Here is a 24,979-nt window from a genome sequence, read left to right on the forward strand (position 1 = left end):
GTTGCACTCGGCAGCTCCTACAGGGGCGTTATCCAATGACCAGAACAATCCACAGAGGTTGAACCATGGCTGTCACCAGCACGCGCGCAAGCAGCAAGCCGTTGATCGAGAAACGTTCGATCGACTACATCCCGGAAACGGAGAGACACGGCCGATTGTTGAGCCAGTTCACCCTCTGGATGGGGGCCAACCTGCAAATCACTGCCATTGTCACCGGCGCATTGGCGGTGGTGCTGGGCGGTGATGTGTTCTGGTCGTTGATCGGTTTGCTGATCGGCCAACTGCTCGGCGGTGGCGTCATGGCGTTGCATGCCGCGCAAGGGCCCAAGCTGGGCCTGCCGCAGATGATCTCCAGCCGTGTGCAGTTCGGTGTGTATGGCGCGGCCATCCCGATCGTGCTGGTGTGCCTGATGTACCTGGGTTTCACCGCAACGGGAACCGTGCTTTCCGGCCAGGCGCTGGGCCAGTTGTTTGGCGTCAGCGACAGTGTCGGCATCCTCATTTTTGCCAGTGTCATCGTGCTGGTCACGGTGCTCGGTTATCGGGTGATTCACTTCATTGGCCGTGTCGCCAGCATCCTTGGTGTGATTGCCTTTGTTTACCTGTTCGCTCGCCTGATGAGCCAGACGGACGTTGGCGCACTCCTGCAAATCCGCCATTTCAGCTGGAGCAGTTTCCTGCTGGCGGTGTCGCTCGCGGCCTCCTGGCAGATCGCCTTCGGCCCCTACGTAGCGGACTATTCGCGTTACCTGCCGAGCAAGACGTCCTCGGTCAAAACCTTTTTTGCCGCGGGCGCCGGTTCAGTCATCGGCGCACAGGTGGCGATGATCCTCGGCGTGTTTGCCGCGGCCTCGGCCAACGGGCAGTTTGCCGGTCACGAAGTGGCCTACATCGTTGGCCTGGGGGGCACCGGCGCCACCGCCGCGCTGCTGTACTTCAGCATCGCGTTCGGCAAGGTCACCATCTCCACGCTGAACTCCTACGGCAGTTTCATGTGCATTGCGACCATCATCAGCGGCTTTCGGGGCCACTTGAACGTAACGCGCCTGCAGCGTCTGGTCTTCGTGCTGGTCATCGTTGGCGCTGCGACCCTGATCGCGCTGCTCGGCCAGCACTCGTTCCTCGGTGCGTTCAAGTCTTTCATCCTGTTCCTGCTGGCGTTCTTCACGCCTTGGAGCGCGATCAACCTGGTGGACTACTACTGCATCACTCGTGAGCGCTATGACGTGCCGGCACTGAACGATCCGAACGGTCGCTACGGTCGTTGGAACGCCCTCGGCATCAGCGTCTATGTCTTCGGCGTACTGGTTCAACTGCCGTTCATTGCCACCAAGTTCTATACCGGTCCGCTGGTGGAAGCCATGGGCGGTGTGGATATTTCCTGGATCATCGGCCTGGTGGTCCCGGCGGCGTTGTATTACGTCGTCGCCAGGAAGTGGCACAGCGCAGTACCCGATCAATTGATCCTGCCGGTCGAGCAGGACGCGGTTGACGCACAACCGAGCAGGGCGGGCCGCATCCAAGCGGTCTGATGGGACGTTGACAGGGCTGGATGCCTCTTGACTGCCGTAAGCCAATCCAACTGATTAGGAGCGTCACATAATGAAGTCGAACAAGACCCTGCTGACCACATTGCTTGCCATGGGCCTGCTGGCCAGCGCTGGCGCCACACAAGCGGCGGGTTGGTGCGAGTCGGGTAAACCGGTGAAGTTCGCCGGCCTGAACTGGGAAAGCGGCATGCTGCTGACCGACGTGATGCAAGTGGTGCTGGAAAAAGGCTACGACTGCAAGACCGACAGCCTGCCCGGCAACTCCATCACCATGGAAAACGCCTTGGGCAGCAACGACATCCAGGTGTTTGCCGAAGAATGGGTCGGCCGCAGTGAAGTCTGGAACAAGGCCGAGAAGGCCGGCAAGGTAGTCGGCGTCGGTGCCCCGGTCGTGGGCGCCATCGAAGGCTGGTACGTGCCGCGCTACGTGGTTGAAGGCGACGCCAAGCGCAAGCTCGAAGCCAAGGCACCGGGCCTGAAGAACATCGCTGACCTGGGCCAGTACGCCGCCGTGTTCAAGGACCCGGAAGAACCGTCCAAGGGCCGTTTCTACAACTGCCCGGCCGGTTGGACCTGCGAGCTGGACAACAGCGAAATGCTGAAAAGCTACGGCCTGGAAAAAACCTACACCAACTTCCGTCCAGGCACCGGCCCGGCACTGGATGCGGCGGTGCTGTCGAGCTACAAGCGTGGCGAGCCGATCCTGTTCTACTACTGGTCGCCCACGCCGCTGATGGGCCAGGTGGACCTGGTGAAGCTGGAAGAAAAACCGGGCGTGGATAAGAGCGTAAGCATCAAGGTCGGCCTGTCCAAGACCTTCCACGACGAAGCCCCGGAACTGGTGGCGGTGCTGGAAAAGGTCAACCTGCCGATCGATATCCTGAACCAGAACCTCGGGCGCATGGCCAAGGAGCGGATCGAGTCGCCGAAACTGGCGAAGATCTTCCTGAAGGAACATCCTGAAGTCTGGCACGCCTGGGTAAGCGAAGACGCTGCCAAGAAAATCGACGCGGCTCTGTAGGTCGAATACTTCCCGGCCAACCGTGGGGCTGGCCGGGACGTTCACCGCATCCACTTGATCGAGAGTCTCTTATGTTTCCCGAAAGCTTTACCTTCTCCATCGCCGATTGGGTCAACGGTTGGGTCGACTCCCTGGTGACCAACTATGGCGATGTGTTCCGGCACATCTCCGAGACCCTGCTGTGGGCCATCGTCAACCTCGAAGGCCTGCTGCGCATGGCGCCCTGGTGGCTGATGCTGGCCATCGTCGGCGGCATCGCCTGGCACGCCACCCGCAAGGTCGCAACCACGGCGATCATTGTCGGCCTGCTGTTCCTGGTGGGCGCGGTGGGCCTGTGGGACAAACTGATGCAGACCCTCGCCCTGATGCTGGTGGCGACATTTATTTCGGTATTGATCGGCATTCCGCTGGGCATTCTCTCGGCGCGCAGCAATCGCCTGCGTTCGGTGCTGATGCCGCTGCTGGACATCATGCAGACCATGCCGAGCTTCGTGTACCTGATTCCGGTGTTGATGCTGTTCGGCCTGGGCAAGGTCCCGGCGATTTTCGCCACGGTGATCTACGCCGCGCCCCCACTGATTCGCCTGACCGACCTGGGCATCCGCCAGGTGGACGGCGAAGTGATGGAAGCTATCAACGCCTTTGGCGCCAACCGCTGGCAACAACTGTTCGGCGTGCAACTGCCCCTGGCCCTGCCGAGCATCATGGCCGGGATCAACCAGACCACCATGATGGCCCTGTCGATGGTCGTCATCGCCTCGATGATCGGCGCCCGTGGCCTGGGTGAAGACGTACTGGTGGGCATCCAGACCCTCAACGTCGGACGTGGCCTGGAAGCGGGCCTGGCCATCGTGATTCTCGCCGTGGTCATCGACCGCATTACCCAGGCCTATGGTCGTCCTCGGCATGAGGTGAGCAAATGAGCAACGCAGCCATCAGCAAGATCGAAGTCAAGAACGTCTTCAAGATTTTCGGCAATCGCTCCAAGGACGCCCTGGAGCTGATCCGCCAGAACAAGACCAAGGACCAGGTGCTGGCCGAAACCGGTTGCGTGGTTGGCGTCAACGACCTGTCGCTGAGTATCGGCACCGGTGAGATCTTCGTGATCATGGGCCTGTCCGGTTCCGGCAAGTCCACGTTGGTGCGCCATTTCAACCGGCTGATCGATCCTACCAGTGGCGCGATCCTGGTGGACGGCGAAGACATCCTGCAACTGGACATGGACGCCCTGCGCGAATTTCGCCGGCACAAGATCAGCATGGTGTTCCAGAGCTTCGGCCTGCTGCCCCACAAGAGCGTGCTGGATAACGTCGCCTATGGCTTGAAAGTGCGTGGCGAGAGCAAGCAGGTGTGCACCGAGCGGGCGCAGCACTGGATCAACACCGTGGGCCTGAAAGGCTACGAGAACAAATACCCGCACCAGCTCTCCGGTGGCATGCGTCAGCGCGTCGGCCTGGCCCGGGCCTTGGCGGCGGACACCGACATCATCCTCATGGACGAAGCCTTCAGCGCCCTCGACCCGCTGATCCGTGCGGAGATGCAGGACCAGTTGTTGGAGCTGCAAAAGACCCTGCACAAGACCATCGTCTTCATCACCCACGACCTCGACGAGGCCGTGCGCATCGGCAACCGCATCGCGATTCTCAAGGACGGCAAGCTGATCCAGGTCGGCACGCCCCGGGAGATCCTGCACTCGCCGGCGGATGAGTATGTCGATCGGTTTGTGCAGCGCAGGGCGGCGGTGGTGTAAGGCAGGACTCAGTTGTGGCGAGGGGATTTATCTGTGGGAGCAAAGCTTGCTCGCGATACAGGCGCCTCGGTTCCAGAGAGATCGCGTTGTTTTTATCGCGGGCAAGCCTTGCTCCCACAGATATCCGCTCCTCGCCACAAATGTTATTGGCAACTTTATGTGCATGAGGCTTTAGATGTCCCAGGCTGAAAAAATCATAATCACAGGCGCCCCATTGCGTTGGCAGGACGTGGTCGCCGTTGCCCGCTTTGGCGCTGTGCTCGAGCTGTCGACCCAGACCTGGGCGCGGATCGACAATGCCCAGGCCATCGTCCAGCGCATCGTCGAAAGTGGCGAGCGCGCCTACGGCGTCAACACCGGCCTGGGAGCCTTGTGCAATGTTTCGCTCAAGGACGAACAACTCAGCCAACTGTCGCGCAACACCCTGCTCAGCCATGCCTGTGGTGTTGGCGCGCCGCTTTCTGACGAGCAGACCCGGGCGATTCTCTGTGCCGCCATTCTCAATTACAGCCAGGGCAAGTCCGGCATTCACCGCCGGGTGGTCGAAGCGCTGTTGGCGCTGCTCAATCGCGGCATCACGCCGCAAGTGCCGTCCCAGGGCTCGGTGGGCTACCTGACCCACATGGCCCACATCGGCATTGCGCTGCTGGGTGTCGGCCAGGTCAGTTATCGCGGGCAAATAGTCCCGGCGCAACAGGCCCTGGCCGCAGAGGGTTTGCAACCGGTGCAACTGGGGGCCAAGGACGGTTTGTGCCTGGTCAACGGCACGCCGTGCATGACCGGCCTCAGCTGCCTGGCCCTGGCCGATGCCACGCGGCTGGTGCAATGGGCCGACGTGATTGGTGCCATGAGCTTCGAGGCCCTGCGCGGACAGATTGCCGCGTTCGATGCCGACGTCATCGCCCTCAAGCCACACCCGGGCATGCAGCAGGTCGGGAGCAATTTGCGCGCGTTGCTCGACGGCAGCGAAGTCATCGCCGCGAGCCTGGGCATTCGCACCCAGGACGCCTTGAGTATCCGCTCGATTCCCCAGGTGCACGGCGCGGCGCGCGATCAGTTGGCCCACGCTCGGCAACAGATCGAAACCGAACTCAACGCGGTGACCGATAACCCGCTGTTGCTGGGTACGCCGGAGAACTTCCGGGTCATGTCCCAGGCCAATCCCCACGGCCAGTCGGTGGCGCTGGCGGCGGACCTGCTGGCGATTGCCATGGCTGAGATCGGCTCCATCGCCGAGCGCCGCCTCGACCGCTTGATCAACCCCCACGTCAGCGGCCTGCCGGCCTTCCTGGTGGCCAACCCCGGGGTGAACTCGGGGATGATGATCGTGCAATACGTCGCCGCGTCGTTGTGCGCGCAGAACAAACAACTGGCGCAACCGGCGGTGCTCGATAATTTCGTCACCTCCGGGTTGCAGGAAGACCACCTGAGCATGGGCACCAACGCGGCCCTGAAGCTGCACCAGGCGCTGGAAAACTGCACGCAGATCCTCGCCATCGAATACCTGCTGGCGGCCCAGGCCTTTGAGTTTCTCAAGACCCAGCGCTTCGGCGCCGGCACCGGCATTGCCTGGAAACTGCTGCGCGAGCGCGTCCCGGCCTACGACCAGGACCGCTGGCTGGCACCGGACATCGCCAGTGCCGCCGGTCTGCTCAAAGACCCGAACGTGCTGCACAGCGTATTACCGAATTTGAATTGATCAAAAAAGCGCCAGCGTGCCAAGGCACCTCTTGCCCACAAGGCATCGCCCACAAAGCGAAGGTGACGGATAACGGAACATTCCGGAGCGACTGGCGGGTGAAAACAAAACTCTCAAAAGGAGCAATACATGACTGCCTTAAACCTGATTCCCGGCCAACTGAGCCTGGCTCAATTGCGTGACATCTATCAGCAACCGGTTACCTTGAGTCTCGACGCCAGCGCCTCGGCACAGATCGAAGCCAGCGTTGCCTGCGTTGAACAGATCCTTGCCGAGAACCGCACCGCCTACGGCATCAACACCGGTTTCGGCCTGCTGGCCTCGACCCGCATCGCCAGCGAAGACTTGGAAAACCTGCAGCGCTCCCTGGTGCTGTCCCATGCCGCCGGGGTGGGCGAGCCAATCAGCGATGCGCTGGTACGGCTGGTCATGGTGCTCAAGGTCAACAGCCTGAGCCGAGGTTTTTCCGGCATCCGCCGCAAGGTGATCGATGCGCTGATTGCGCTGATCAATGCCGAGGTCTACCCGCACATTCCGCTCAAGGGTTCGGTGGGTGCGTCCGGTGACCTGGCGCCTCTGGCCCACATGTCCCTGGTGTTGTTGGGCGAAGGCAAGGCTCGCTATAAAGGCGAATGGCTGCCGGCCGTCGACGCGCTGAAAGTGGCGGGCCTCGCGCCGCTGACCCTGGCCGCCAAGGAAGGCCTGGCGCTGCTCAACGGCACCCAGGTGTCCACCGCGTTTGCCCTGCGTGGTCTGTTCGAAGGTGAAGACCTGTTCGCCGGGGCCCTGGCCCTGGGCAGCCTCACGGTGGAAGCGGTGCTCGGCTCGCGTTCGCCATTCGATGCGCGCATCCATGCCGCCCGTGGCCAGAAAGGCCAGATCGACGCCGCCGCTGCCTACCGCGATCTGCTGGGCGAGCGCAGCGAAGTGTCGGATTCGCACCAGAACTGCGACAAGGTCCAGGACCCGTACTCCTTGCGCTGCCAGCCGCAAGTGATGGGCGCCTGCCTGACCCAGTTCCGCCAGGCCGCCGAGGTGTTGGTGATCGAGGCCAACGCAGTGTCGGATAACCCGCTGGTGTTCGCCGCCGAGGGCGACGTGATTTCCGGCGGCAACTTCCACGCCGAACCGGTGGCGATGGCGGCCGACAACATGGCCTTGGCGATTGCCGAGATTGGCTCCCTGAGCGAGCGCCGTATTTCGTTGATGATGGACAAGCACATGTCGCAACTGCCGCCGTTCCTGGTGGCCAATGGCGGGGTGAACTCCGGCTTCATGATCGCCCAGGTCACCGCTGCCGCCCTGGCCAGTGAAAACAAGGCGCTGTCCCATCCCCATTCGGTGGACAGCCTGCCGACCTCGGCCAACCAGGAGGACCACGTTTCCATGGCCCCGGCCGCTGGCAAGCGCTTGTGGGAAATGGCCGAGAACACCCGTGGGATCCTCGCGGTGGAATGGCTCGCAGCATGCCAGGGGCTGGATTTGCGCGGCGGTTTGAAGACCTCGGCCAAGCTGGAGCAAGCCCGGGCACTCCTGCGTGCAGAAGTGCCGTTTTATGAGAAGGACCGCTTCTTTGCGCCGGACATCAATGCGGCCACTGAATTGCTGGCGAGTCGGTGCCTGAACGAATTGGTCACGGCGCAGTTGTTGCCGAGCCTTTAACTGCTCAAGAGCGTGCACCCTGTAGGAGCTGCCGAAGGCTGCGATCTTTTGATCTTGATCTGTTGTGCGTTCGCTCACGACTCAATTGTCTGGGGAAAGATCGCAGCCTCGTTGTACTCGGCAGCTCCTACGTGTGCGCTTGTCATTAATCATACGGAGGCATCGGGATGAAAACCCTCTGGCAAAACTGCCACGCCGCCACCATGGCCCAGGGCGTCTACTCGATCATCGAAGACGCCGCGATCGTCACCCAAGGCGAGCACATTCAGTGGATCGGCCCGCGTGCCGAATTGCCGACGGGTGACTATCCGGCGGTCAACGACCTCAAGGGTGCCTGGGTCACGCCGGGGCTGATCGACTGCCACACCCACACAGTGTTTGGCGGCAATCGCAGCGGGGAGTTCGAGCAGCGCCTGCAAGGCGTCAGCTATGCCGAGATCGCCGCAGCCGGCGGTGGCATCGCCAGCACCGTGCGCGCCACCCGCGCCGCCAGTGAAGACGAGTTGTTCGCCAGCGCCGCCAAGCGTCTGGCAAGCCTGATGCGCGACGGCGTGACCACGGTGGAAATCAAGTCCGGCTACGGCCTGGACCTGGCCAGCGAGCGCAAGATCCTGCGTGTTATCCGCCGCCTCGGCGCTGAGCTGCCAGTCAGCGTACGCAGCACTTGCCTGGCGGCCCACGCCTTGCCGCCGGAATACAAGGATCGCGCCGACGATTACATCGAGCACATCTGCACCGAGATGCTTCCGGCCCTGGCGGCCGAAGGGCTGGTGGATGCGGTGGATGCCTTTTGCGAATACCTGGCGTTTTCCCCGGCGCAGGTCGAGCGGGTGTTCATCACCGCGCAACAACTGGGGCTGCCAGTGAAGCTGCACGCCGAGCAACTGTCATCCCTGCACGGTTCAAGCCTGGCGGCGCGTTACCAGGCGCTGTCGGCCGATCATTTGGAGTTCATGACCGAGGACGATGCCAAGGCCATGGCCGCATCCGGCACCGTGGCGGTGCTGTTGCCGGGCGCGTTTTACTTCCTGCGTGAAACCCAACTGCCGCCCATGGATGCCCTGCGCAAGCACGGTGTGAAAATCGCCGTGGCCAGCGACCTCAACCCCGGCACCTCGCCGGCATTGTCGTTGCGCCTGATGTTGAACATGGCGTGCACCTGTTTCCGGATGACCCCGGAAGAAGCCCTGGCGGGGGGGACGATTCATGCCGCCCAGGCCTTGGGCATGGCAGACACCCACGGTTCGCTGGAAGCCGGCAAGGTCGCGGACTTTGTCGCCTGGCACATCGACCGCCCGGCCGATCTGGCCTACTGGCTCGGTGGCGATCTGGAAAAACGCGTCGTGCGTCACGGCGTGGAAATCGATTGAGGAGAGTGGTTGTGGAGAAGGTCCTGAATTTCAAGCAAGGGCGCGTGCCGCTGTTGATCAGCATGCCCCACGCCGGCCTGCGCCTGACCCCGGCGGTACAGGCCGGGTTGATCCCCGAGGCCCAAAGCCTGCCGGACACCGACTGGCACATTCCCAAGCTCTACGAGTTTGCCTCTGAGCTGGGCGCCAGTACCTTGGCCGGCGAATATTCGCGATTCGTCGTCGACTTGAACCGCCCCTCCGATGACAAGCCGATGTACGTCGGCGCCACCACCGGTCTGTACCCGGCGACGCTGTTCGATGGCGTGCCGTTGTTTCGCGACGGGTTGGAGCCATCGGCTGAGGAACGAGCGACGTATCTGCAGCAGATCTGGATGCCCTACCACCAGGCGCTGCGTCAGGAACTGGCGCGGCTCAAGGCCGAGTTCGGCTATGCCTTGCTGTTCGATGCCCATTCGATCCGTTCGGTGATCGCGCACCTGTTCGACGGCAAACTGCCGGACTTCAACCTCGGCACGTTCAACGGTGCCAGTTGCGACCCGACGCTTGCCAGCCAGCTCGAAGCCATCTGCGCTCGTCATGGTGAATTCACCCACGTGCTCAATGGGCGGTTCAAGGGCGGACACATCACCCGGCACTACGGCAACCCGGCCGAAGACATCCACGCGGTGCAACTGGAACTGTGCCAGAGCACCTACATGGAAGAGTTCGAACCGTTCAACTACCGCGCTGATTTGGCTGCGCCGACCCAGGTGGTGCTCAGCGAATTGCTGGAAGGCTTCCTGGCGTGGGGACGGCAGGCTTACAAGAAATAAAGACCTGCCCAATATCCTGTGGCGAGGGGATTTATCTGTGGGAGCAAAGCTTGCTCGCGAGACAGGCACCGCGGTTTCAGAGCGAGCGCGTTGTTTTCATCGCGGGCAAGCCTTGCTCCCACAGGCTCCCTCGCCACAAGTTTATGTGCGCTGATTCCTTGGAATGGGAACTGTCGCCACCGTGCAAAACCGAGTCGCCACAGTTCATCTTCAGCCCCTCGGCGCTGCGTAATGTTTTGGGCACGGTGCAGCAAGACACCGGCCTACAATAATCCGCTGCCGTACGAGACCTTCCCGATGAAAAGACTGTTCAAACGCTGTCTGTCGATCCTCTGCGGTACCACCCTCTTGAGCGCTGGGGCGATGGCCGCCGAGCCGGCGTCCTGCCAGACCGTGCGCATGGGCGTGGTCAACTGGACCGACGTGATCGCCACCAGCGGCATGGCCGATGTGTTGCTCACCGGCCTGGGCTATGAAAGCAAGCAGACCAGCGCCGTGCAGCAGATCATCTTCGCCGGCATCCGCGACAAGCGCCTCGACATCTTCCTGGGTTACTGGAAGCCGGCGATGGACAAGAACATCGCGCCGTTCCTGGCGGCCAACCAAGTGAAGGTATTGGACAAGCCTAGCCTGGCCGACGCCCAGGCCACCCTGGCTGTTCCAGACTACGTGGCAGCGGCGGGGCTCAAGACCTTTGCCGACATCGCCCGGTTCAAGGACCAGCTCGGTGGCAAGATCTACGGGATCGAGCCGGGCAGCGGGGCCAACACCACCATCAAGACCATGATCGAAACCAACCACTTCGGCCTCAAGGACTTCAAGCTGATCGAATCCGGTGAAGCGGGCATGCTGGCCGCGGTGCAGCGGGCGGTGAATCGCAAGGAGTTCGTGGTCTTCGTCGGCTGGACCCCGCACCCGATGAACATCAACATGAACATCACCTACCTGACCGGCAGCGAGGACGTCTATGGCCCGAACGAAGGCGCCGCGACCGTCTCCACCGTCACCGCGCCGGACTACGCCCAACGGTGCCCGAATGTGAACCGCTTGTTGGAAAACCTCACCTTCACCGCCGCCCAGGAGAGTCAGTTGATGGTGCCGATCATGGCGCGCAAGACGCCCCAGGACGTCGCCCGGCAATGGCTGCGCGATCATCCCGAGGATTTGCAGCGCTGGCTGGCTGGCGTGACCAGCTTCGATGGCAAGGATGGCGTGGCGGCGGTGCAGGCCAGTCTCAAGAAGTGACCTTGCATATCGTGGCGGGCGATCTATCTGTGGTGGAGTGAGCTATCTGTGGGAGCAAGGCTTGCCCGCGATGGCGGTGGTACAGCCAAACATTATGTCGACTGACACACCGCCATCGCGGGCAAGCCTTGCTCCCACATTTCAATAGGTGGTGTTCTTCATGGCCTCATATCCACTCTCAGAACAGATGTCAGCCTTCATCGACAAAACCCTGAGCTTCACCAGCCCGGACGACAGCCTCGCCGGTCTGCGCCAGGCCTACAGCCAAATGTGCCGGGCGTTCACCCCGGCATGCCCGCCAACACTGGCCATCGAGGATTTCGAACTGGCCGGTGTGGCCGTGCGCGCCTATCACCCACGGGGCGCCGCGCCACCCGCCGGCTGGCCGTGCATCCTCTATCTGCACGGTGGTGGTTGGGTAGTGGGGGACCTGGACTCCCATGACTTCATCTGCATGGAGCTGGCGGCTGCCCTGGGTGTGCTGGTGTTGGCGGTGGATTATCGGCTGGCACCAGAGCATCCGTTTCCAGCCGGGTTGGACGATTGCCTCGCCGTGTGGCGTCATCTGGCAGCCGCGCCCTTGGCCATTGACCCATGTCGCCGGCTGGTGGTCGGCGACAGTGCCGGCGGCAATCTCGCCGCGGCGTTATGCCTGGCCTTGCGCGATGCCGGGCAAGCGTTGCCTCGGTCCCAGGTGCTGATCTATCCGGCGCTCGGTGGCCCGGCAACACTACCCTCGCGCCACGAATGTGCCGATGCGCCGCTGTTGAGCCGCCATGACCTGGACAACTATCACGCGCTTTACCTGGGCGACGTTGCACCGTCGCCTTGCGCCATGCCGTTGCTTGCAGATCACCTGGGCGGCCTGCCGCCGGCACTGATCCTCGTGGCGCAATGGGACCCGCTGCGCGACGATGGTGTCCTTTATAGCGAGCGGCTGAACGCCGCAGGGGTAGCGGCTGCGCTGTCTGTCGGCGAAGGGTTGGTCCACGGTTGCCTGCGCGGTCGGGGCCAGGTGCCGGAGGTCGATCAGATGTATCGCACGCTGCTGGCGTACCTGGCTGACATGCTTTGACTGCGCAGGGGACATGCTCATTAAGGTAATTCGGGTTTATGATGCCGGACGGCAGACTAAATAGACGTCCCCACAGGGATGACTCGACCCCTTACGGAGCGCGCAATGCAGACTTTGTACCCGCAGATCAAACCCCATGCCCGGCACGATCTGGCTGTCGATGACACCCACACGCTCTATGTCGATGAAAGCGGCTCCCCCGAAGGCCTGCCGGTGGTGTTCATTCACGGCGGCCCGGGTGCTGGCTGCGATGCGCAGAGCCGCCGCTACTTCGATCCGAACCTGTACCGCATCGTCACTTTCGACCAGCGCGGCTGCGGTCGGTCCACCCCTCATGCCAGCCTTGAAAACAACACTACCTGGGATCTGGTCGAAGACCTGGAGCGCATCCGCAAGCACCTGGGTATCGAGAAATGGGTACTGTTTGGCGGCTCCTGGGGCTCGACCCTGGCCCTGGCCTACGCCCAGACTCATCCGGAGCGGGTACATGGCCTGATCCTGCGTGGGATCTTTCTCTGTCGGCCGCAGGAAATCGAGTGGTTCTACCAGGCCGGCGCCAGTCGCCTGTTTCCCGACTATTGGCAGGACTACATCGCCCCGATCCCGTTGGACGAGCGCGATGACCTGCTCAGCGCCTTCCACAAGCGCCTGACCGGTAATGACCAGATCGCCCAGATGCACGCGGCCAAGGCCTGGTCCACCTGGGAAGGGCGCACCGCGACCCTGCGTCCGAACCCGCTGGTGGTCGATCGCTTCTCCGAGCCGCAGCGGGCGCTGTCGATCGCCCGGATCGAATGCCACTACTTCACCAACAACGCCTTCCTCGAACCCAACCAGTTGATTCGCGACATGGGCAAGATCGCCCATTTGCCGGGCGTCATCGTGCATGGCCGCTACGACGTCATCTGCCCACTGGACAATGCCTGGGAGCTGCACCAGAACTGGCCCAACAGCGAACTGCAGGTGATTCGCGACGCAGGTCACGCCGCTTCGGAGCCTGGGATCACCGACGCACTGGTGCGCGCCGCTGCGCAAATGGCCCGGCGCCTGCTCGACCTGCCGCCTGAAGAAGCATGAAGGGGCTGTTGCAACGAGTTCGCGGCGCGCGGGTCGAAGTATCAGGCGAGATCGTCGGGGCGGTGGATCAAGGCTTGCTGGTGTTGGTGGCCGTCGAGCCCGGGGATACCCGGGCCAGTGCCGACAAGCTCTTGCATAAACTGCTTAACTATCGAGTGTTCAGTGACGCCGACGGCAAGATGAACCTGTCCCTGGTGGATGTCGGTGGTGGCTTGTTGCTGGTGTCGCAGTTCACCTTGGCGGCAGACACCAAAAGTGGTTTGCGCCCGAGCTTTTCGACCGCCGCGCCACCGGCCCTGGGAGAAGAGTTGTTCAACTATCTGCTGAGCCAGGCGAAACAGGTGCATGGCACTGTGGCATCAGGTAGATTCGGCGCCGACATGCAGGTGCATTTGGTCAATGATGGCCCGGTAACCTTCCTGTTACAGGCCTGAAAGCGTTTGAAACATCTTTTCGGTCCTGTTTCGGGGCAAAACAGGGTGTTTTCTCGATAAATACTTTGCGGCCCCTGATGCGTTGTCACGCGGGCTACTAGATAATCGCGCGCTACGGGGGATCAGCGCTCGCTGGTCCATTTGACTTTAGGTAGAGACTTGTCCTGAACCGTTTGGGGAATCATTTTGTCCCATCGGAGTCGGAACAATGCTCGCCAACTTGGCAAGAGTGGTCAGCAGGAACGGTTTTTCAGCGCCGTTACCGTGCAGATACTTTATCTGGCCGTTGGTTTTTTGATCAGTTTTCGGCGAGGGTTGCTCGTGATTGTTAGTCCCTGTAATGCACCAAAAATGACTGCCAAACGGTTTAGACGCGCTTTGGTAGCGGGCTCGGCCCTGCTTTGCCTGTTCGGCGCAGGCCAACTGTGGGCATTCAGCCTCGATGATGTATCGGCGAAGGCTCAAGAACTGGCCGGGCAAAAATTCGAAGCCCCGCGCAGCAATCTGCCGAACGAATTCCGCGATATGAAATTCGCTGACTATCAAAAAATCCGTTTCCGCACCGAAAAGGCCGAATGGGCCGACCAGAAGACGCCGTTCAGGCTGTCCTTCTATCACCAGGGCATGCATTTCGACACGCCGGTGAAAATCAACGAAATCACCGCGACCACCGTCGATGAGATCAAGTACGACCCGTCGCGCTTCGATTTCGGCGACGTGAAATTCGATCCCAAGGCTACCGAGCAACTGGGCTACGCCGGTTTTCGCGTGTTGTACCCGATCAACAAGGCAGACAAGCAAGACGAAATCATGACCATGCTGGGCGCGAGCTACTTCCGCGTCATCGGCAAGGGCCAGGTCTATGGCTTGTCGGCTCGTGGCATGGCCATCGACACCGCGTTGCCATCAGGTGAAGAGTTCCCACGCTTTCGCGAATTCTGGATCCAGCGTCCGAGACCGACCGACAAGCACCTGGTGATCTTCGCCCTGCTGGATTCGCCGCGGGCCACTGGCGCCTATCGGCTGATCTTGCGCCCGGGCACCGACACTATCGTTGACGTGAAGTCGCGCGTGTTCCTGCGTGATCGCGTCAACAAGCTTGGCATCGCCCCGTTGACCAGCATGTTCCTGTTTGGCGCCAACCAACCGTCCAAGGTGCTGAACTACCGTCGCGAACTGCACGATTCCAGCGGCCTTTCGATCCATGCCGGTAACGGCGAGTGGATCTGGCGCCCGCTGAACAACCCGAAACACCTGGCCGTGAGCAACTTCTCGGTAGAAAACCCGCGTGGTTTCGGCCTGCTGCAACGGGGGCGTGACTTCAGCCATTACGAAGACCTGGACGACCGCTACGACAAGCGTCCAAGTGCCTGGATCGAACCTAAAGGCGATTGGGGCAAGGGGTCGGTCGACCTGGTAGAAATTCCGACCGCCGACGAAACCAACGACAATATCGTTGCCTTCTGGAGCCCGGAAAAACTGCCGGAGCCAGGCCAACCGCTGGACTTCAGCTACCGCCTGCACTGGACCCTCGACGAAGCCAGCCTGCACTCGCCTGACAGCGCCTGGGTCAAGCAGACCCTGCGCTCCACCGGTGACGTGAAGCAGTCCAACCTGATTCGTCAGCCGGATGGCAGCGTGGCCTACCTGGTGGATTTCGAAGGTCCGTCCCTGCAAGCGCTGCCGGAAGACGCCGATGTGCGTAGCCAGGTGAGCGTCGGCGAAAACGGCGAGATCGTCGAGAATAGCGTGCGCTACAACCCTGAAACCAAGGGCTGGCGCTTGACCCTGCGGTTGAAGATCAAGGATTCGAAACAGGCCACCGAAATGCGCGCGGCGCTGGTTCGTCCATTGACGCCTGTCGAAGCCCCGGCCGCCTCGCACTCCGTGACCACGACCCTGGCCAAGGCCGATAAGGTTGCCCGGCAGCAGACCGAAAGAGAACTCGCCCAAGAAAAAGCGAAAGACGAAGCCAAGGCCGTCAAGACGGCGGACGCTGCTGTTGAACCGACCCCAACCCAGCAGGAACCGGAACCGACTGAACAAGTCCTGACCGAGACCTGGAGCTATCAGTTGCCAGCCGATGAGTAATACTCCAGTACAGCCAGAGACGCTCAGCGAGTACCTGGCCCATTTACCCATGACCGACGAGCAGCGCGCCGAACTGGCGGGCTGCAAGTCCTTCAGCGAATTGCACGAACGCCTGTCCTCCTCGACCTTTGACGCGCCTGCCGAGGCGGCGCAAGCTTCGGTGGGCCGCCGGCTGACCCTGAGCACTGCCGAAGAGCTCGAGGACGCCGAAATGCTGGGGCTCGACACCAGTGGTCGGGTGTGCCTGAAAGCCACGCCGCCCATTCGTCGGACCAAGGTCGTGCCGGAGCCGTGGCGCACCAATATCCTGGTGCGCGCCTGGCGGCGCCTGACCGGTCGTACCAACCCGCCGAAGCCGCCCAAGGATGAGCGCGTGCTGCCCCATGCACGCTGGCGTACCGTGGGCTCGACCCGCCGCTACATCCTGCTGATATTGATGCTTGGCCAGACCATCGTCGCCGGCTGGTACATGAAAGGCATCATGCCGTACCAGGGCTGGTCGTTCGTGGACCTGGAAGAAGTCCTGCATCAACCGCTGTTGCAGACCGCCACGCAGGTGCTGCCCTATGCGCTGCAAACCAGCATCCTGATTCTGTTCGGGATCCTGTTCTGCTGGGTCTCGGCAGGTTTCTGGACGGCGCTGATGGGCTTTCTCGAATTGCTCACCGGCCATGACAAATACCGTATTTCCGGTGCCAGCGCCGGCAACGAACCGATTCCCAAGGACGCCCGCACCGCCCTGGTGATGCCGATCTGCAACGAAGACGTGCCACGGGTATTCGCCGGTTTGCGCGCCACGTTCGAGTCTGTGGCCGCCACCGGTGACCTGGATCGCTTCGACTTCTTCGTGCTCAGCGACAGTAACGAAACCGATATCTGCGTCGCCGAACAACAGGCCTGGCTGGACGTCTGCCGTGAAGCCGGTGGCTTCGGCAAGATCTTCTATCGCCGCCGTCGCCGTCGCGTGAAGCGCAAGAGCGGCAACCTCGACGACTTCTGCCGTCGTTGGGGCAGCGACTACAAGTACATGGTCGTGCTCGACGCCGACAGCGTCATGAGCGGTACGTGCCTGACCAGCCTGGTGCGCCTGATGGAAGCCACGCCGGACGCCGGCATCATCCAGACCGCGCCACGCGCCTCGGGCATGGACACGCTGTATGCGCGCATGCAGCAGTTCGCCACCCGGGTGTACGGTCCGCTGTTTACTGCCGGCCTGCACTTCTGGCAGTTGGGTGAATCCCACTACTGGGGCCACAACGCGATCATCCGCATGAAACCGTTCATCGAGCACTGCGCCCTGGCGCCGCTGCCCGGTAAAGGCGCGTTCGCCGGTGCCATCCTGTCCCACGACTTCGTCGAAGCTGCGCTGATGCGCCGCGCCGGCTGGGGCGTGTGGATTGCCTATGACTTGCCGGGCAGCTACGAAGAGCTGCCGCCGAACCTGCTGGACGAACTCAAGCGTGACCGTCGCTGGTGCCACGGCAACCTGATGAACTTCCGGCTGTTCCTGGTCAAGGGCATGCACCCGGTGCACCGTGCGGTATTCCTGACCGGCGTGATGTCCTACCTGTCGGCGCCGCTGTGGTTCTTCTTCCTGGTGCTGTCCACTGCGTTGTTGGCAGTGAACACGCTGATGGAGCCTCAGTACTTCCTTGAGCCGCGCCAGCTCTATCCGTTGTGGCCACAATGGCACCCGGAAAAGGCCATCGCCCTGTTCTCCACCACTATCGTGCTGCTGTTCCTGCCCAAGCTGCTGAGCATTGTGCTGATCTGGGCCAAGGGTGCGAAGGAGTTCGGCGGCAAGTTCAAGGTGACGCTGTCGATGCTGCTGGAGATGCTGTTCTCCATGCTGCTGGCGCCGGTGCGGATGATTTTCCACACCCGCTTCGTGCTCGCCGCATTCCTGGGCTGGGCCGCAACCTGGAACTCGCCGCAGCGTGACGACGACTCCACGCCATGGAGCGAAGCGGTCAAGCGCCACGGTCCGCAAACCTTGCTGGGCTTCTTCTGGGCCTTGCTGGTGATTTGGCTGAACCCAAGCTTCCTGTGGTGGCTGGTGCCGATCGTCGGGTCGCTGATGCTGTCGATCCCGGTATCGGTGATTTCCAGCCGCGTGGGCCTGGGCTTGAAGTCCCGTGATGAAAGCCTGTTCCTGATCCCTGAGGAATACGCACCGCCACAGGAGCTGCTGTCGACAGACCAGTACACCCATGAAAACCGTTGGCATGCGCTCAAAGACGGTTTCATCCGGGCGGTGGTCGATCCGCAACAGAATGCCTTGGCGTATGCGTTGGCAACCTCGCGTCACGGCAAGGCCGAGCCGATCGAATGGCTGCGGGTCGAACGTGTTCGTCACGCCCTGAAGGTCGGCCCGGCCGGTCTCAGCAACGCCGAGCGACTGGCCCTGCTGAGCGACCCGGTCGCCCTGTCCCGCCTGCATGAGCAGGTCTGGAGCGAGGCTCATCCTGAGTGGCTGGCGGCGTGGCGTGAGTCGGTCAAGGCCGATCCCCATGCACCGCTGTTGCCGCTACAGCCGGTGAGCGCACAGCCTCAGGTGGCCTGATACGCAAAAAGCCCCGCTTCTGGAAGGAAGCGGGGCTTTTTGTTGGGCGTATTTTCTATCTGCGGATCGCCCTTGTGGCGAGGGAGCTTGCTCCCGCTGGGTGGCGCAGCCGCCCCCGATTTTGTGGTGCGGTCAGTGTTGTGGATTGATGCTATCCAACATCCGGTTTGCCAATAACCTGCTCAGTTCGATCAGTTGCTGAATGCCGAAGGCAACGTGGCGCCGCGAGCCTTTCAGGTCGAACGCGAGGTCGCTGACCATGGCATCGGCTGAGGCCAGGTTTTCGCTGAGGTTGGCCAGCAGGCTTTCGGTGTCGATGCCGTCGACGACGGTGAAGAGCTGGCCCGATGGCTGTTTTTCTTCGGGGTTGGGCTGTTTGGGCTTCAGGTAGTAATCGAGTGCGCGGTCGGTGGCTTCCTGGAGTTTCTTGGGGTCGGTTTCTGGTTCTGGTGGATTGGGTGTGACCTTGTGCATGGTTGACGCTCCTTGATTGATGGAGCCGCCAGACATCGCTGCTAAACGAAAAGGGTGGCGACTGTGCGCGGGTTAGCAGACCAGGAATCAAGGAACCCGGCGCACCGAAGTGCCCCACGCACAGCCGCCATAAAGCGGACCTGCGTGCCTTGATATTTTGCCGAGCTGCTAAACCCGATCGCTGAACTGACAGCGACCTGCAAACGTTAGAGCCCAGGGCCAAGGCGCACAAGCCGGCGGATTCTGGCGTAGTTGTAGGCAATGGCGCAAGGCTGTGTAGCCCTGTGCTGAAGGGCTGATCTTTGTGTGTATATCCGTTATTTAGGTAACGGCGGCTTATGGTTCCGCCCTTACGGCGGGTCACTTTCGAAAAGCCCGGAAGCCGGCCCAGTCGAAAGCAACCAAAGCGCTCATGCCCCACCACTTGGCACCTCGCTCCGCCATGGTGGTTAACGGGGCGCCGAGATCAACGTCCACCACGAGGCGGCCTAGTAGCCGACCTGGCTCTCCCGGTCGTACACCCCTCAGATCTGTTTGAGCAGGACCTGTGGGAGCAAAGCTTGCTCGCGAGGCGGCCTGACAGCCGGCCTGGTTCTCCCGGTCGTACTCCGATCCAATTGATGTGGGAGCGGGCTTGCTCGCGAAGACGGCGGGGCAGTCAGTATTGATGTTGCCTGACAGACCGCTATCGCGAGCAAGCTTTGCTCCCACAGATCTAACGGGTGTACGACCGGGAGAACCAGGTCGGCTGTTAGGCCGCCTCGCGGTGGACGTTGATCTCGGGCGCCCCGTTAACCACGCTGGCCGAACGCAGGCATTGCGCAGTGGGCATCCCGGCATGGATGCCGGGTTAGCCGCGCTGGGCCATGGATGGCCCTTCGCGGCGGGCCCACGGAGCAATGCCTTCGTTCGGGCATGCCGAGCCTAAGCGAGGCACCGAGTGGTGGGGCAGAAGCGTTTTGCTTACTTTTGCGCTTGTCAAAAGTGAGCCGCTGTAAGAGCGGAACCCTCAGCAGCCGTGACCTAAATAACGGATATACACACAAAGGGCGGCTGCGCCACCCAGCGGGAGCAAGCTCCCTCGCCACGGGTTATGCGTAGGCCTGCTAGACCCGAAACCGCCCCACCAACGTCTGCAAATGCACCCCCAACCGCGCCAGCTCAGCACTGGAGGCCGCAGTCTCTTCACTGGACGACGCCGTCTGCTCCGACACATCACGCACATTCAGCACACTACGGTTGATCTCCTCAGCCACCGCGCTCTGCTGCTCGGCTGCCGCAGCGATCTGCTGGTTCATCGACTGGATCGCCGAAACCGTACGGGTGATGTTCTCCAACGAGCCCCCGGCGCGGCGGGTCAGCTCGACGCTGTTGTCGGTCAGGTTGCGACTATTGTCCATGATGGTCGCGACCTGCTGGGTGCCCGATTGCAGGCCGACGATCAGCTCTTCGATTTCTTCAGTGGACTTCTGGGTGCGCTGCGCCAGGCTGCGAACCTCATCGGCCACGACCGCAAAGCCACGTCCGGCTTCCCCTGCGCGGGCCGCTTCGATGGCGGCGTTGAGGGCCAGCAGGTTGGTTTGCTGGGCCACGGACTTGATCACGTCGAGCACGCTGCCGATCTTGTCGCTTTCACGCTTCAGGTCGCCCATCGCGGCGGTGGAGTTGCCCACTTCGAGGGCCAGGCGTTCGATCTGGGCGATGGCTTCGCCGACCACTTTTTCACCTTCGCGCGCCTGCTGATCGGCGGCGACGGCGGCTTCGGAGGCTTCCTCGGCGTTGCGGGCGACTTCTTGCACCGTAGCGGTCATTTCATGCATGGCGGTGGCGACCTGATCGGTTTCCACTTTTTGGCTGTTGACCCCGGCGCTGGTCTGCTCGGTCACGGCCGAGAGTTGTTCGGCGGCGCTGGCGATCTGGGTAACACCTTCGCCTATGCCACCGATCAATTGCCGCAGGCCCACGGTCATGCTTTGCATGGCGCGTTGCAATTGGCCAAGTTCGTCGCGGCGTTCTGAGGTGAGATTGTGGGTCAGGTCGCCGGCGGCCACGCGCTCGGCGACCTTCAAGGTTTCGCCGAGTGGACCGACGATCTGCCGGGTGATGAACAGGGCAGCGATCACGCCAAACAGCAGCGCCAGGGCGGCGGCGGCGATCAGGACAGACTTGGCCTGGCCGGTATCATGGTCACGCACGGCCGTCTGGGATACGGTGAGCTTCTGGCTGGAGTCGATCAGTACCTTGCCTTGCTCACTCATTCGTTGCAGTGCTGCACCGTTATCCAACTGGGAGTCGCGGAACTGGCTGACCGCCGCGCGATAGACGTTCATCGAGTCGCTGGCTTGTTGGAGGGTATCGGCGTGTTCCTCGGGTAGCTGGGCCGGCAAGCGTGCCAGTAGCTTCAGGACATCGGTGATAGCATCGATGGCCGGCTGCTGGGCCTCGCTTTTTCCGCTGTAGGTGTAGCCGCGAACCTGATAGCGCGCCTGTTGGATCGCCTTGCTCAGGGCCACCACACTGTTGAACTGGGTTATATCACCGCTTTGCAGCGAGGCTTTTTCCACCTTGGCGACGTGGGCCACGGCGTTGTCGGCGCTGGCGCCGAGCTTGCTGCGGGCGTCTTCGCGGCTGACGGTGGCGCTGGTCATCAGGGCGAAGGCGCTTTTGTATTCGGCGACGGCGGCCAGTTGCGCATCGATCAGCGCCACATCGGCCGGTTGTTCGATCAATTGGCGAGCAGTCTGCAGGCCCTCTTCGAGCTTGGCCAGCAGGTCGTTGACCTGTTGTGGCCCTTTCTCGCCCCGCGTGGTGCTGTAGTCGATGCTGGCCAGGTTCAAGTCTTTGCTCAAGTCGTTGAGACTGGCAATGAACCCCAGTTTGTCACCCCGACTGATGACATTGCCCAGGCCGGACCAACCGGTGAATGCAATCATCAAGGTGAGGAATAGCACCAGGCCGAAGCCTGCGCCGAGTTTGCGATTAACGCTTACGTTTCCCAAGCCTTGGGCAAGCCACCGGACCATGCTGATACTCCTTTGGAGCGTTGTATTGGTTTTATGGGGACTATATCGGCGGCTTGGGCGGGATCTGTAGAAATGAGCTCAGGAATCTCGAAGTGGGTTGTTTGTGGCGAGGGGAAAGCAGCGATACCTCTCAGAACAACCGCGAAAGCAGCGCTGCAACCGCCGTCTCGACCCGCAGGATCCGCTCGCCCAGCTGCACCGGTTGCAGGCCGGCCTTGGCCAGCAGGTCGATCTCGTATGGAATCCAGCCGCCTTCCGGGCCGATGGCCAATGTCACCGGTTCGGTCAGTGCGCGAGGGCAGGGCGGGTAGTTGCCGGGGTGACCGACCAGGCCCAAGGTGCCGTCGGTCATGGCCGGCAGGCGGTCTTCGACGAAGGGTTTGAAGCGTTTTTCGATGATGATTTCTGGCAGTACGCTGTCCCGGGCTTGTTCCAGGCCCAGGATCAGTTGCTCGCGGATGGCCTCGGGCTCAAGGAATGGCGTCTGCCAAAAGCTCTTTTCCACGCGATAACTGTTGACCAGCACCACGCGTGGCACGCCCATGGTGGCAATGGTCTGGAACACCCTTCGGAGCATTTTCGGACGCGGCAGTGCCAACACCAGCGTCAGCGGCAACTTGGCCGGTGCCGGCTGGTCGAGAGTCACTTGCAGTTCGGCCTCGCGGGCTTCCAGGCGCAGCACCTGGGCCGTGCCCATCAACCCACCGATGCGCCCGACCCGCAGGCTGTCACCGACAGCGCAGCGATGGACTTCCTGCATGTGGGTCAACCGGCGATCACCCAGGATCACGCGGTCAGGCCCGATGAAGTCGGCCTCTTCGAGCAGCAGCAGGTTCACGCTTGGGTCGCTGGCGGCTGGTCGTTGTGGTCATCGGCTGGCTGTTCCTCGGGCTCTTCTTCCCGGCGCTTGCGCACCAGGCCACCGAACAGGATGCCGATCTCGAACAGCAACCACATCGGCACGGCCAGCAGGGTCTGGGAGAAGATGTCCGGCGGGGTCAGGATCATGCCGACCACGAAGCAGCCGATGATCACGTAGGGGCGGACCTTCTTCAGGTAGCTCACGTCAACCACGCCGATCCACACCAGCAGCACCACCGCCACGGGGATTTCGAACGCCACGCCGAAGGCGAAGAACAGCGTCATGACGAAATCCAGGTAACTGGTGATGTCGGTCATCATCTCTACGCCCGCCGGGGTGGCGGCGGCGAAGAACTTGAAGATCAGCGGGAACACCAGGTAATAGGCGAAGGCCATGCCGGTGTAGAACAGCAGGATGCTGGACATCAGCAGCGGCACGGCGATGCGTTTTTCATGCTTGTACAGGCCTGGCGCGATGAAGCCCCAGATCTGGTGCAGGATCACCGGGATCGCCAGGAACAGCGAGACCATCATCGTCAGCTTGAGCGGCGTCAGGAACGGTGACGACACGTCTGTGGCGATCATCGTTGCGCCTTCCGGCAGGTACTGGCGCAGTGGCGTGGAGACGAAGGTGTAGATCTGCTGGGTGAAGGCAAACAACCCGGCGAAGATGATGAAAATCGCCGCGACGCAACGCAGCAGGCGGGTGCGCAACTCGGTAAGGTGCGATACCAGCGGCATCGGCTGGTCGTTCTCTGGGATATTGCTCATGGGGCTCGCGACGGCAATGTAGGGTCGTTGGGCACTTCTGGCGTTGTCGCCGTCGGGGCGGGTTCCACCGGTTTGGCAGGCTCGGCCACCACGGGCGCCGGGTCATCCACCGGCACCTGTGGCGCAATCGTCGGCTCGACCGCAGGTTGGACCGGCGTCGGTTCCTGTTGGGTCGGCGTGAAGATTTTCCGCGCTTCTTGCTCCAGGGACAGAATATGTTCGTTGTGAAGTTGCCGACGGATGTCGTCGGCACCGATTTCACGTTCAACTTCCTGTTTGATCGCATTGAAGCTGCGCTTCAGGCGCCCGATCCACAGACCGGCGGTGCGCGCAGCACCCGGCAGACGCTCGGGGCCCAGTACCAGCAGGGCGACGAGGCCGACGAGCAGCAGTTCAGTGAAGCTGATCCCAAACATTAGTCAGTGCTCACGAGTCTTTGCGGGCGGGCTCTTCGACTTTCTGGGCCTGCACGTCGATGGTGTGCGGCGCATTCACAGGCTGGGCGGCCTGGGGGTGTACCGGTTGGGTCGGCTGCGCCGGTTGGCCAGGAGCCGCCGTCGGATCGGTCGGTTTTTCGTCATCGTTCATGGCTTTGCGAAAGCCCTTGATCGATTCGCCAACATCGGTGCCAAGGTTTTTCAGTTTCTTGGTACCGAATACCAACACCACGACGACCAGGATGACGATCCAGTGTTTCCAGTCAAAAATACCCATGGGACTATTCCTCTCAAAAGTTGATCAGGCAGACGGGCGCGAGGCTTTCTCGACGTGCCCGGACAGACCGAAGCGACGGTCCAGTTCATCCAGTACGGCCTGCGGATGCTGCCCCAGTTGGGCCAGCATGACCAGGCTGTGGAACCACAGGTCGGCGGTCTCGTAGATCACGTCGCTGCAATCGCCGCTGATGGCGGCGTCCTTGGCGGCGATGATGGTCTCGACCGACTCTTCGCCGACTTTCTCCAGAATCTTGTTCAAGCCCTTGTGGTACAGGCTGGCGACATAGGAACTGTCGGCCGCGGCGCCCTTGCGCTCTTCCAGCACCTGGGCCAGGCGGGTCAGGGTGTCACTCATGGGTATGTCCTGAATAAATGGCATGCGGGTCTTTGAGCACCGGGTCGACGGTTTTCCAGTCGCCGTTCTCGAAGACGCGATAGAAGCAGCTTTGACGGCCGGTGTGGCAGGCAATCTCACCGACTTGCTCGACCATCAGGATGATGACGTCGCCGTCGCAGTCCAGGCGCATCTCATGCAGGTGTTGGACATGCCCGGACTCTTCACCTTTGCGCCACAGCTTGCCACGCGAACGTGACCAATAAATGGCGCGGTTCTCGGCGGCGGTCAGGGCCAACGCCTCGCGGTTCATCCAGGCCATCATCAATACGCGCCCGGTCTTGTGGTCCTGGGCGATGGCCGGCACCAGGCCGTCAGCGTCCCATTTGATCTCGTCCTGCCAGTTTTTCATCTTTGACTCCGACCATGGGCCGCGCACCTGAGGACG

22 protein-coding genes are annotated in these 24,979 nt (G+C 61.9%); 14 read left to right on the top strand and 8 right to left on the bottom strand.

From position 1 onward, the window contains the following. The first annotated feature begins 65 nt into the window (after nucleotides 1-65). The 14 genes from GFU70_RS02125 to mdoH all read left to right on the top strand — a co-directional run bounded on the left by GFU70_RS02125 (nucleotide 66) and on the right by mdoH (nucleotide 18,352). Complete coding sequence (locus tag GFU70_RS02125) at nucleotides 66-1,532, top strand: purine-cytosine permease family protein (RefSeq protein ID WP_153387529.1); 1,467 nt, start codon at nucleotides 66-68, stop codon at nucleotides 1,530-1,532. Between the two features lie 70 nt (nucleotides 1,533-1,602). Then, complete coding sequence (locus tag GFU70_RS02130) at nucleotides 1,603-2,571, top strand: ABC transporter substrate-binding protein (RefSeq protein WP_116643352.1); 969 nt, start codon at nucleotides 1,603-1,605, stop codon at nucleotides 2,569-2,571. A 71-nt stretch (nucleotides 2,572-2,642) separates the two neighbouring features. Then, complete coding sequence (locus tag GFU70_RS02135; RefSeq protein ID WP_058546448.1) at nucleotides 2,643-3,494, top strand: ABC transporter permease; 852 nt, start codon at nucleotides 2,643-2,645, stop codon at nucleotides 3,492-3,494. Beyond that, complete coding sequence (locus GFU70_RS02140) at nucleotides 3,491-4,321, top strand: quaternary amine ABC transporter ATP-binding protein (protein WP_153387530.1); 831 nt, start codon at nucleotides 3,491-3,493, stop codon at nucleotides 4,319-4,321. The genes GFU70_RS02135 and GFU70_RS02140 overlap by 4 nt, the downstream gene beginning before the upstream one ends. A 175-nt stretch (nucleotides 4,322-4,496) precedes the next feature. Further along, nucleotides 4,497-6,020 (top strand): histidine ammonia-lyase, encoded by a 1,524-nt coding sequence (hutH, locus tag GFU70_RS02145; protein ID WP_153387531.1) that lies wholly within the window; start codon nucleotides 4,497-4,499, stop codon nucleotides 6,018-6,020. A 129-nt stretch (nucleotides 6,021-6,149) separates the two neighbouring features. Continuing rightward, nucleotides 6,150-7,682, top strand: coding sequence for a histidine ammonia-lyase (gene hutH / locus GFU70_RS02150; protein WP_058546445.1), 1,533 nt, complete (start codon nucleotides 6,150-6,152; stop codon nucleotides 7,680-7,682). Nucleotides 7,683-7,849: 167 nt separating this feature from the next. Further along, nucleotides 7,850-9,052 (top strand): imidazolonepropionase, encoded by a 1,203-nt coding sequence (gene hutI / locus GFU70_RS02155; protein WP_153387532.1) that lies wholly within the window; start codon nucleotides 7,850-7,852, stop codon nucleotides 9,050-9,052. A gap of 11 nt (nucleotides 9,053-9,063) precedes the next feature. After that, entirely contained in the window at nucleotides 9,064-9,867 is an 804-nt protein-coding gene (hutG, locus tag GFU70_RS02160) for an N-formylglutamate deformylase (protein ID WP_153387533.1), read from the top strand. Between the two features lie 297 nt (nucleotides 9,868-10,164). Next, complete coding sequence (locus GFU70_RS02165; protein ID WP_153387534.1) at nucleotides 10,165-11,112, top strand: choline ABC transporter substrate-binding protein; 948 nt, start codon at nucleotides 10,165-10,167, stop codon at nucleotides 11,110-11,112. Nucleotides 11,113-11,272: 160 nt separating this feature from the next. After that, the gene (locus tag GFU70_RS02170; RefSeq protein ID WP_153387535.1) at nucleotides 11,273-12,187 is read left to right on the top strand and encodes an alpha/beta hydrolase; all 915 of its coding nucleotides are present in this window, start codon (nucleotides 11,273-11,275) and stop codon (nucleotides 12,185-12,187) included. A 105-nt stretch (nucleotides 12,188-12,292) separates the two neighbouring features. Further along, nucleotides 12,293-13,264 carry a prolyl aminopeptidase gene (pip, locus tag GFU70_RS02175; RefSeq protein WP_003196909.1) on the top strand — a complete coding sequence of 324 codons (972 nt, stop codon included), beginning with the start codon at nucleotides 12,293-12,295 and terminating at the stop codon, nucleotides 13,262-13,264. Then, on the top strand, nucleotides 13,261-13,698 hold the full coding sequence (gene dtd / locus GFU70_RS02180; protein ID WP_058546441.1) for a D-aminoacyl-tRNA deacylase: 438 nt from the start codon (nucleotides 13,261-13,263) through the stop codon (nucleotides 13,696-13,698). The genes pip and dtd overlap by 4 nt, the downstream gene beginning before the upstream one ends. 321 nt (nucleotides 13,699-14,019) lie before the next feature. Then, nucleotides 14,020-15,789, top strand: a complete 1,770-nt coding sequence (locus GFU70_RS02185; protein WP_058546449.1) for a glucan biosynthesis protein G — start codon at nucleotides 14,020-14,022, stop codon at nucleotides 15,787-15,789. Continuing rightward, nucleotides 15,782-18,352, top strand: a complete 2,571-nt coding sequence (gene mdoH / locus GFU70_RS02190) for a glucans biosynthesis glucosyltransferase MdoH (RefSeq protein WP_058546440.1) — start codon at nucleotides 15,782-15,784, stop codon at nucleotides 18,350-18,352. Before GFU70_RS02185 ends, mdoH begins: the two co-directional genes overlap by 8 nt. 132 nt (nucleotides 18,353-18,484) lie before the next feature. On the opposite strand, the gene GFU70_RS02195 is transcribed toward mdoH, so the two are convergent. From GFU70_RS02195 to hisI, 8 genes are all read right to left on the bottom strand, one after another. Further along, nucleotides 18,485-18,826 (bottom strand): DUF6124 family protein, encoded by a 342-nt coding sequence (locus GFU70_RS02195; protein ID WP_116643344.1) that lies wholly within the window; start codon nucleotides 18,824-18,826, stop codon nucleotides 18,485-18,487. Between the two features lie 1,106 nt (nucleotides 18,827-19,932). Further along, complete coding sequence (locus tag GFU70_RS02200; protein ID WP_058543912.1) at nucleotides 19,933-21,849, bottom strand: methyl-accepting chemotaxis protein; 1,917 nt, start codon at nucleotides 21,847-21,849, stop codon at nucleotides 19,933-19,935. A 130-nt stretch (nucleotides 21,850-21,979) separates the two neighbouring features. Further along, the gene (locus tag GFU70_RS02205; protein WP_058543911.1) at nucleotides 21,980-22,687 is read right to left on the bottom strand and encodes a 16S rRNA (uracil(1498)-N(3))-methyltransferase; all 708 of its coding nucleotides are present in this window, start codon (nucleotides 22,685-22,687) and stop codon (nucleotides 21,980-21,982) included. After that, nucleotides 22,684-23,481: a twin-arginine translocase subunit TatC gene (gene tatC, locus GFU70_RS02210; RefSeq protein WP_058543910.1), complete on the bottom strand. Its 798-nt coding sequence runs from the start codon at nucleotides 23,479-23,481 to the stop codon at nucleotides 22,684-22,686. The genes GFU70_RS02205 and tatC overlap by 4 nt, the downstream gene beginning before the upstream one ends. Further along, nucleotides 23,478-23,897: a Sec-independent protein translocase protein TatB gene (gene tatB, locus GFU70_RS02215; RefSeq protein WP_058543909.1), complete on the bottom strand. Its 420-nt coding sequence runs from the start codon at nucleotides 23,895-23,897 to the stop codon at nucleotides 23,478-23,480. The genes tatC and tatB overlap by 4 nt, the downstream gene beginning before the upstream one ends. Nucleotides 23,898-23,907: 10 nt before the next feature. Then, nucleotides 23,908-24,195, bottom strand: a complete 288-nt coding sequence (locus GFU70_RS02220; protein ID WP_058543908.1) for a twin-arginine translocase TatA/TatE family subunit — start codon at nucleotides 24,193-24,195, stop codon at nucleotides 23,908-23,910. Between the two features lie 24 nt (nucleotides 24,196-24,219). Beyond that, the gene (locus GFU70_RS02225) at nucleotides 24,220-24,552 is read right to left on the bottom strand and encodes a phosphoribosyl-ATP diphosphatase (RefSeq protein ID WP_003186671.1); all 333 of its coding nucleotides are present in this window, start codon (nucleotides 24,550-24,552) and stop codon (nucleotides 24,220-24,222) included. After that, nucleotides 24,545-24,943 (bottom strand): phosphoribosyl-AMP cyclohydrolase, encoded by a 399-nt coding sequence (hisI, locus tag GFU70_RS02230; RefSeq protein WP_003196931.1) that lies wholly within the window; start codon nucleotides 24,941-24,943, stop codon nucleotides 24,545-24,547. Before hisI ends, GFU70_RS02225 begins: the two co-directional genes overlap by 8 nt. Between the last annotated feature and the right edge of the window lie 36 nt (nucleotides 24,944-24,979).

The sequence above is a fragment of the Pseudomonas brassicacearum genome (assembly GCF_009601685.2).
Lineage (GTDB): Bacteria > Pseudomonadota > Gammaproteobacteria > Pseudomonadales > Pseudomonadaceae > Aquipseudomonas > Aquipseudomonas kilonensis_B.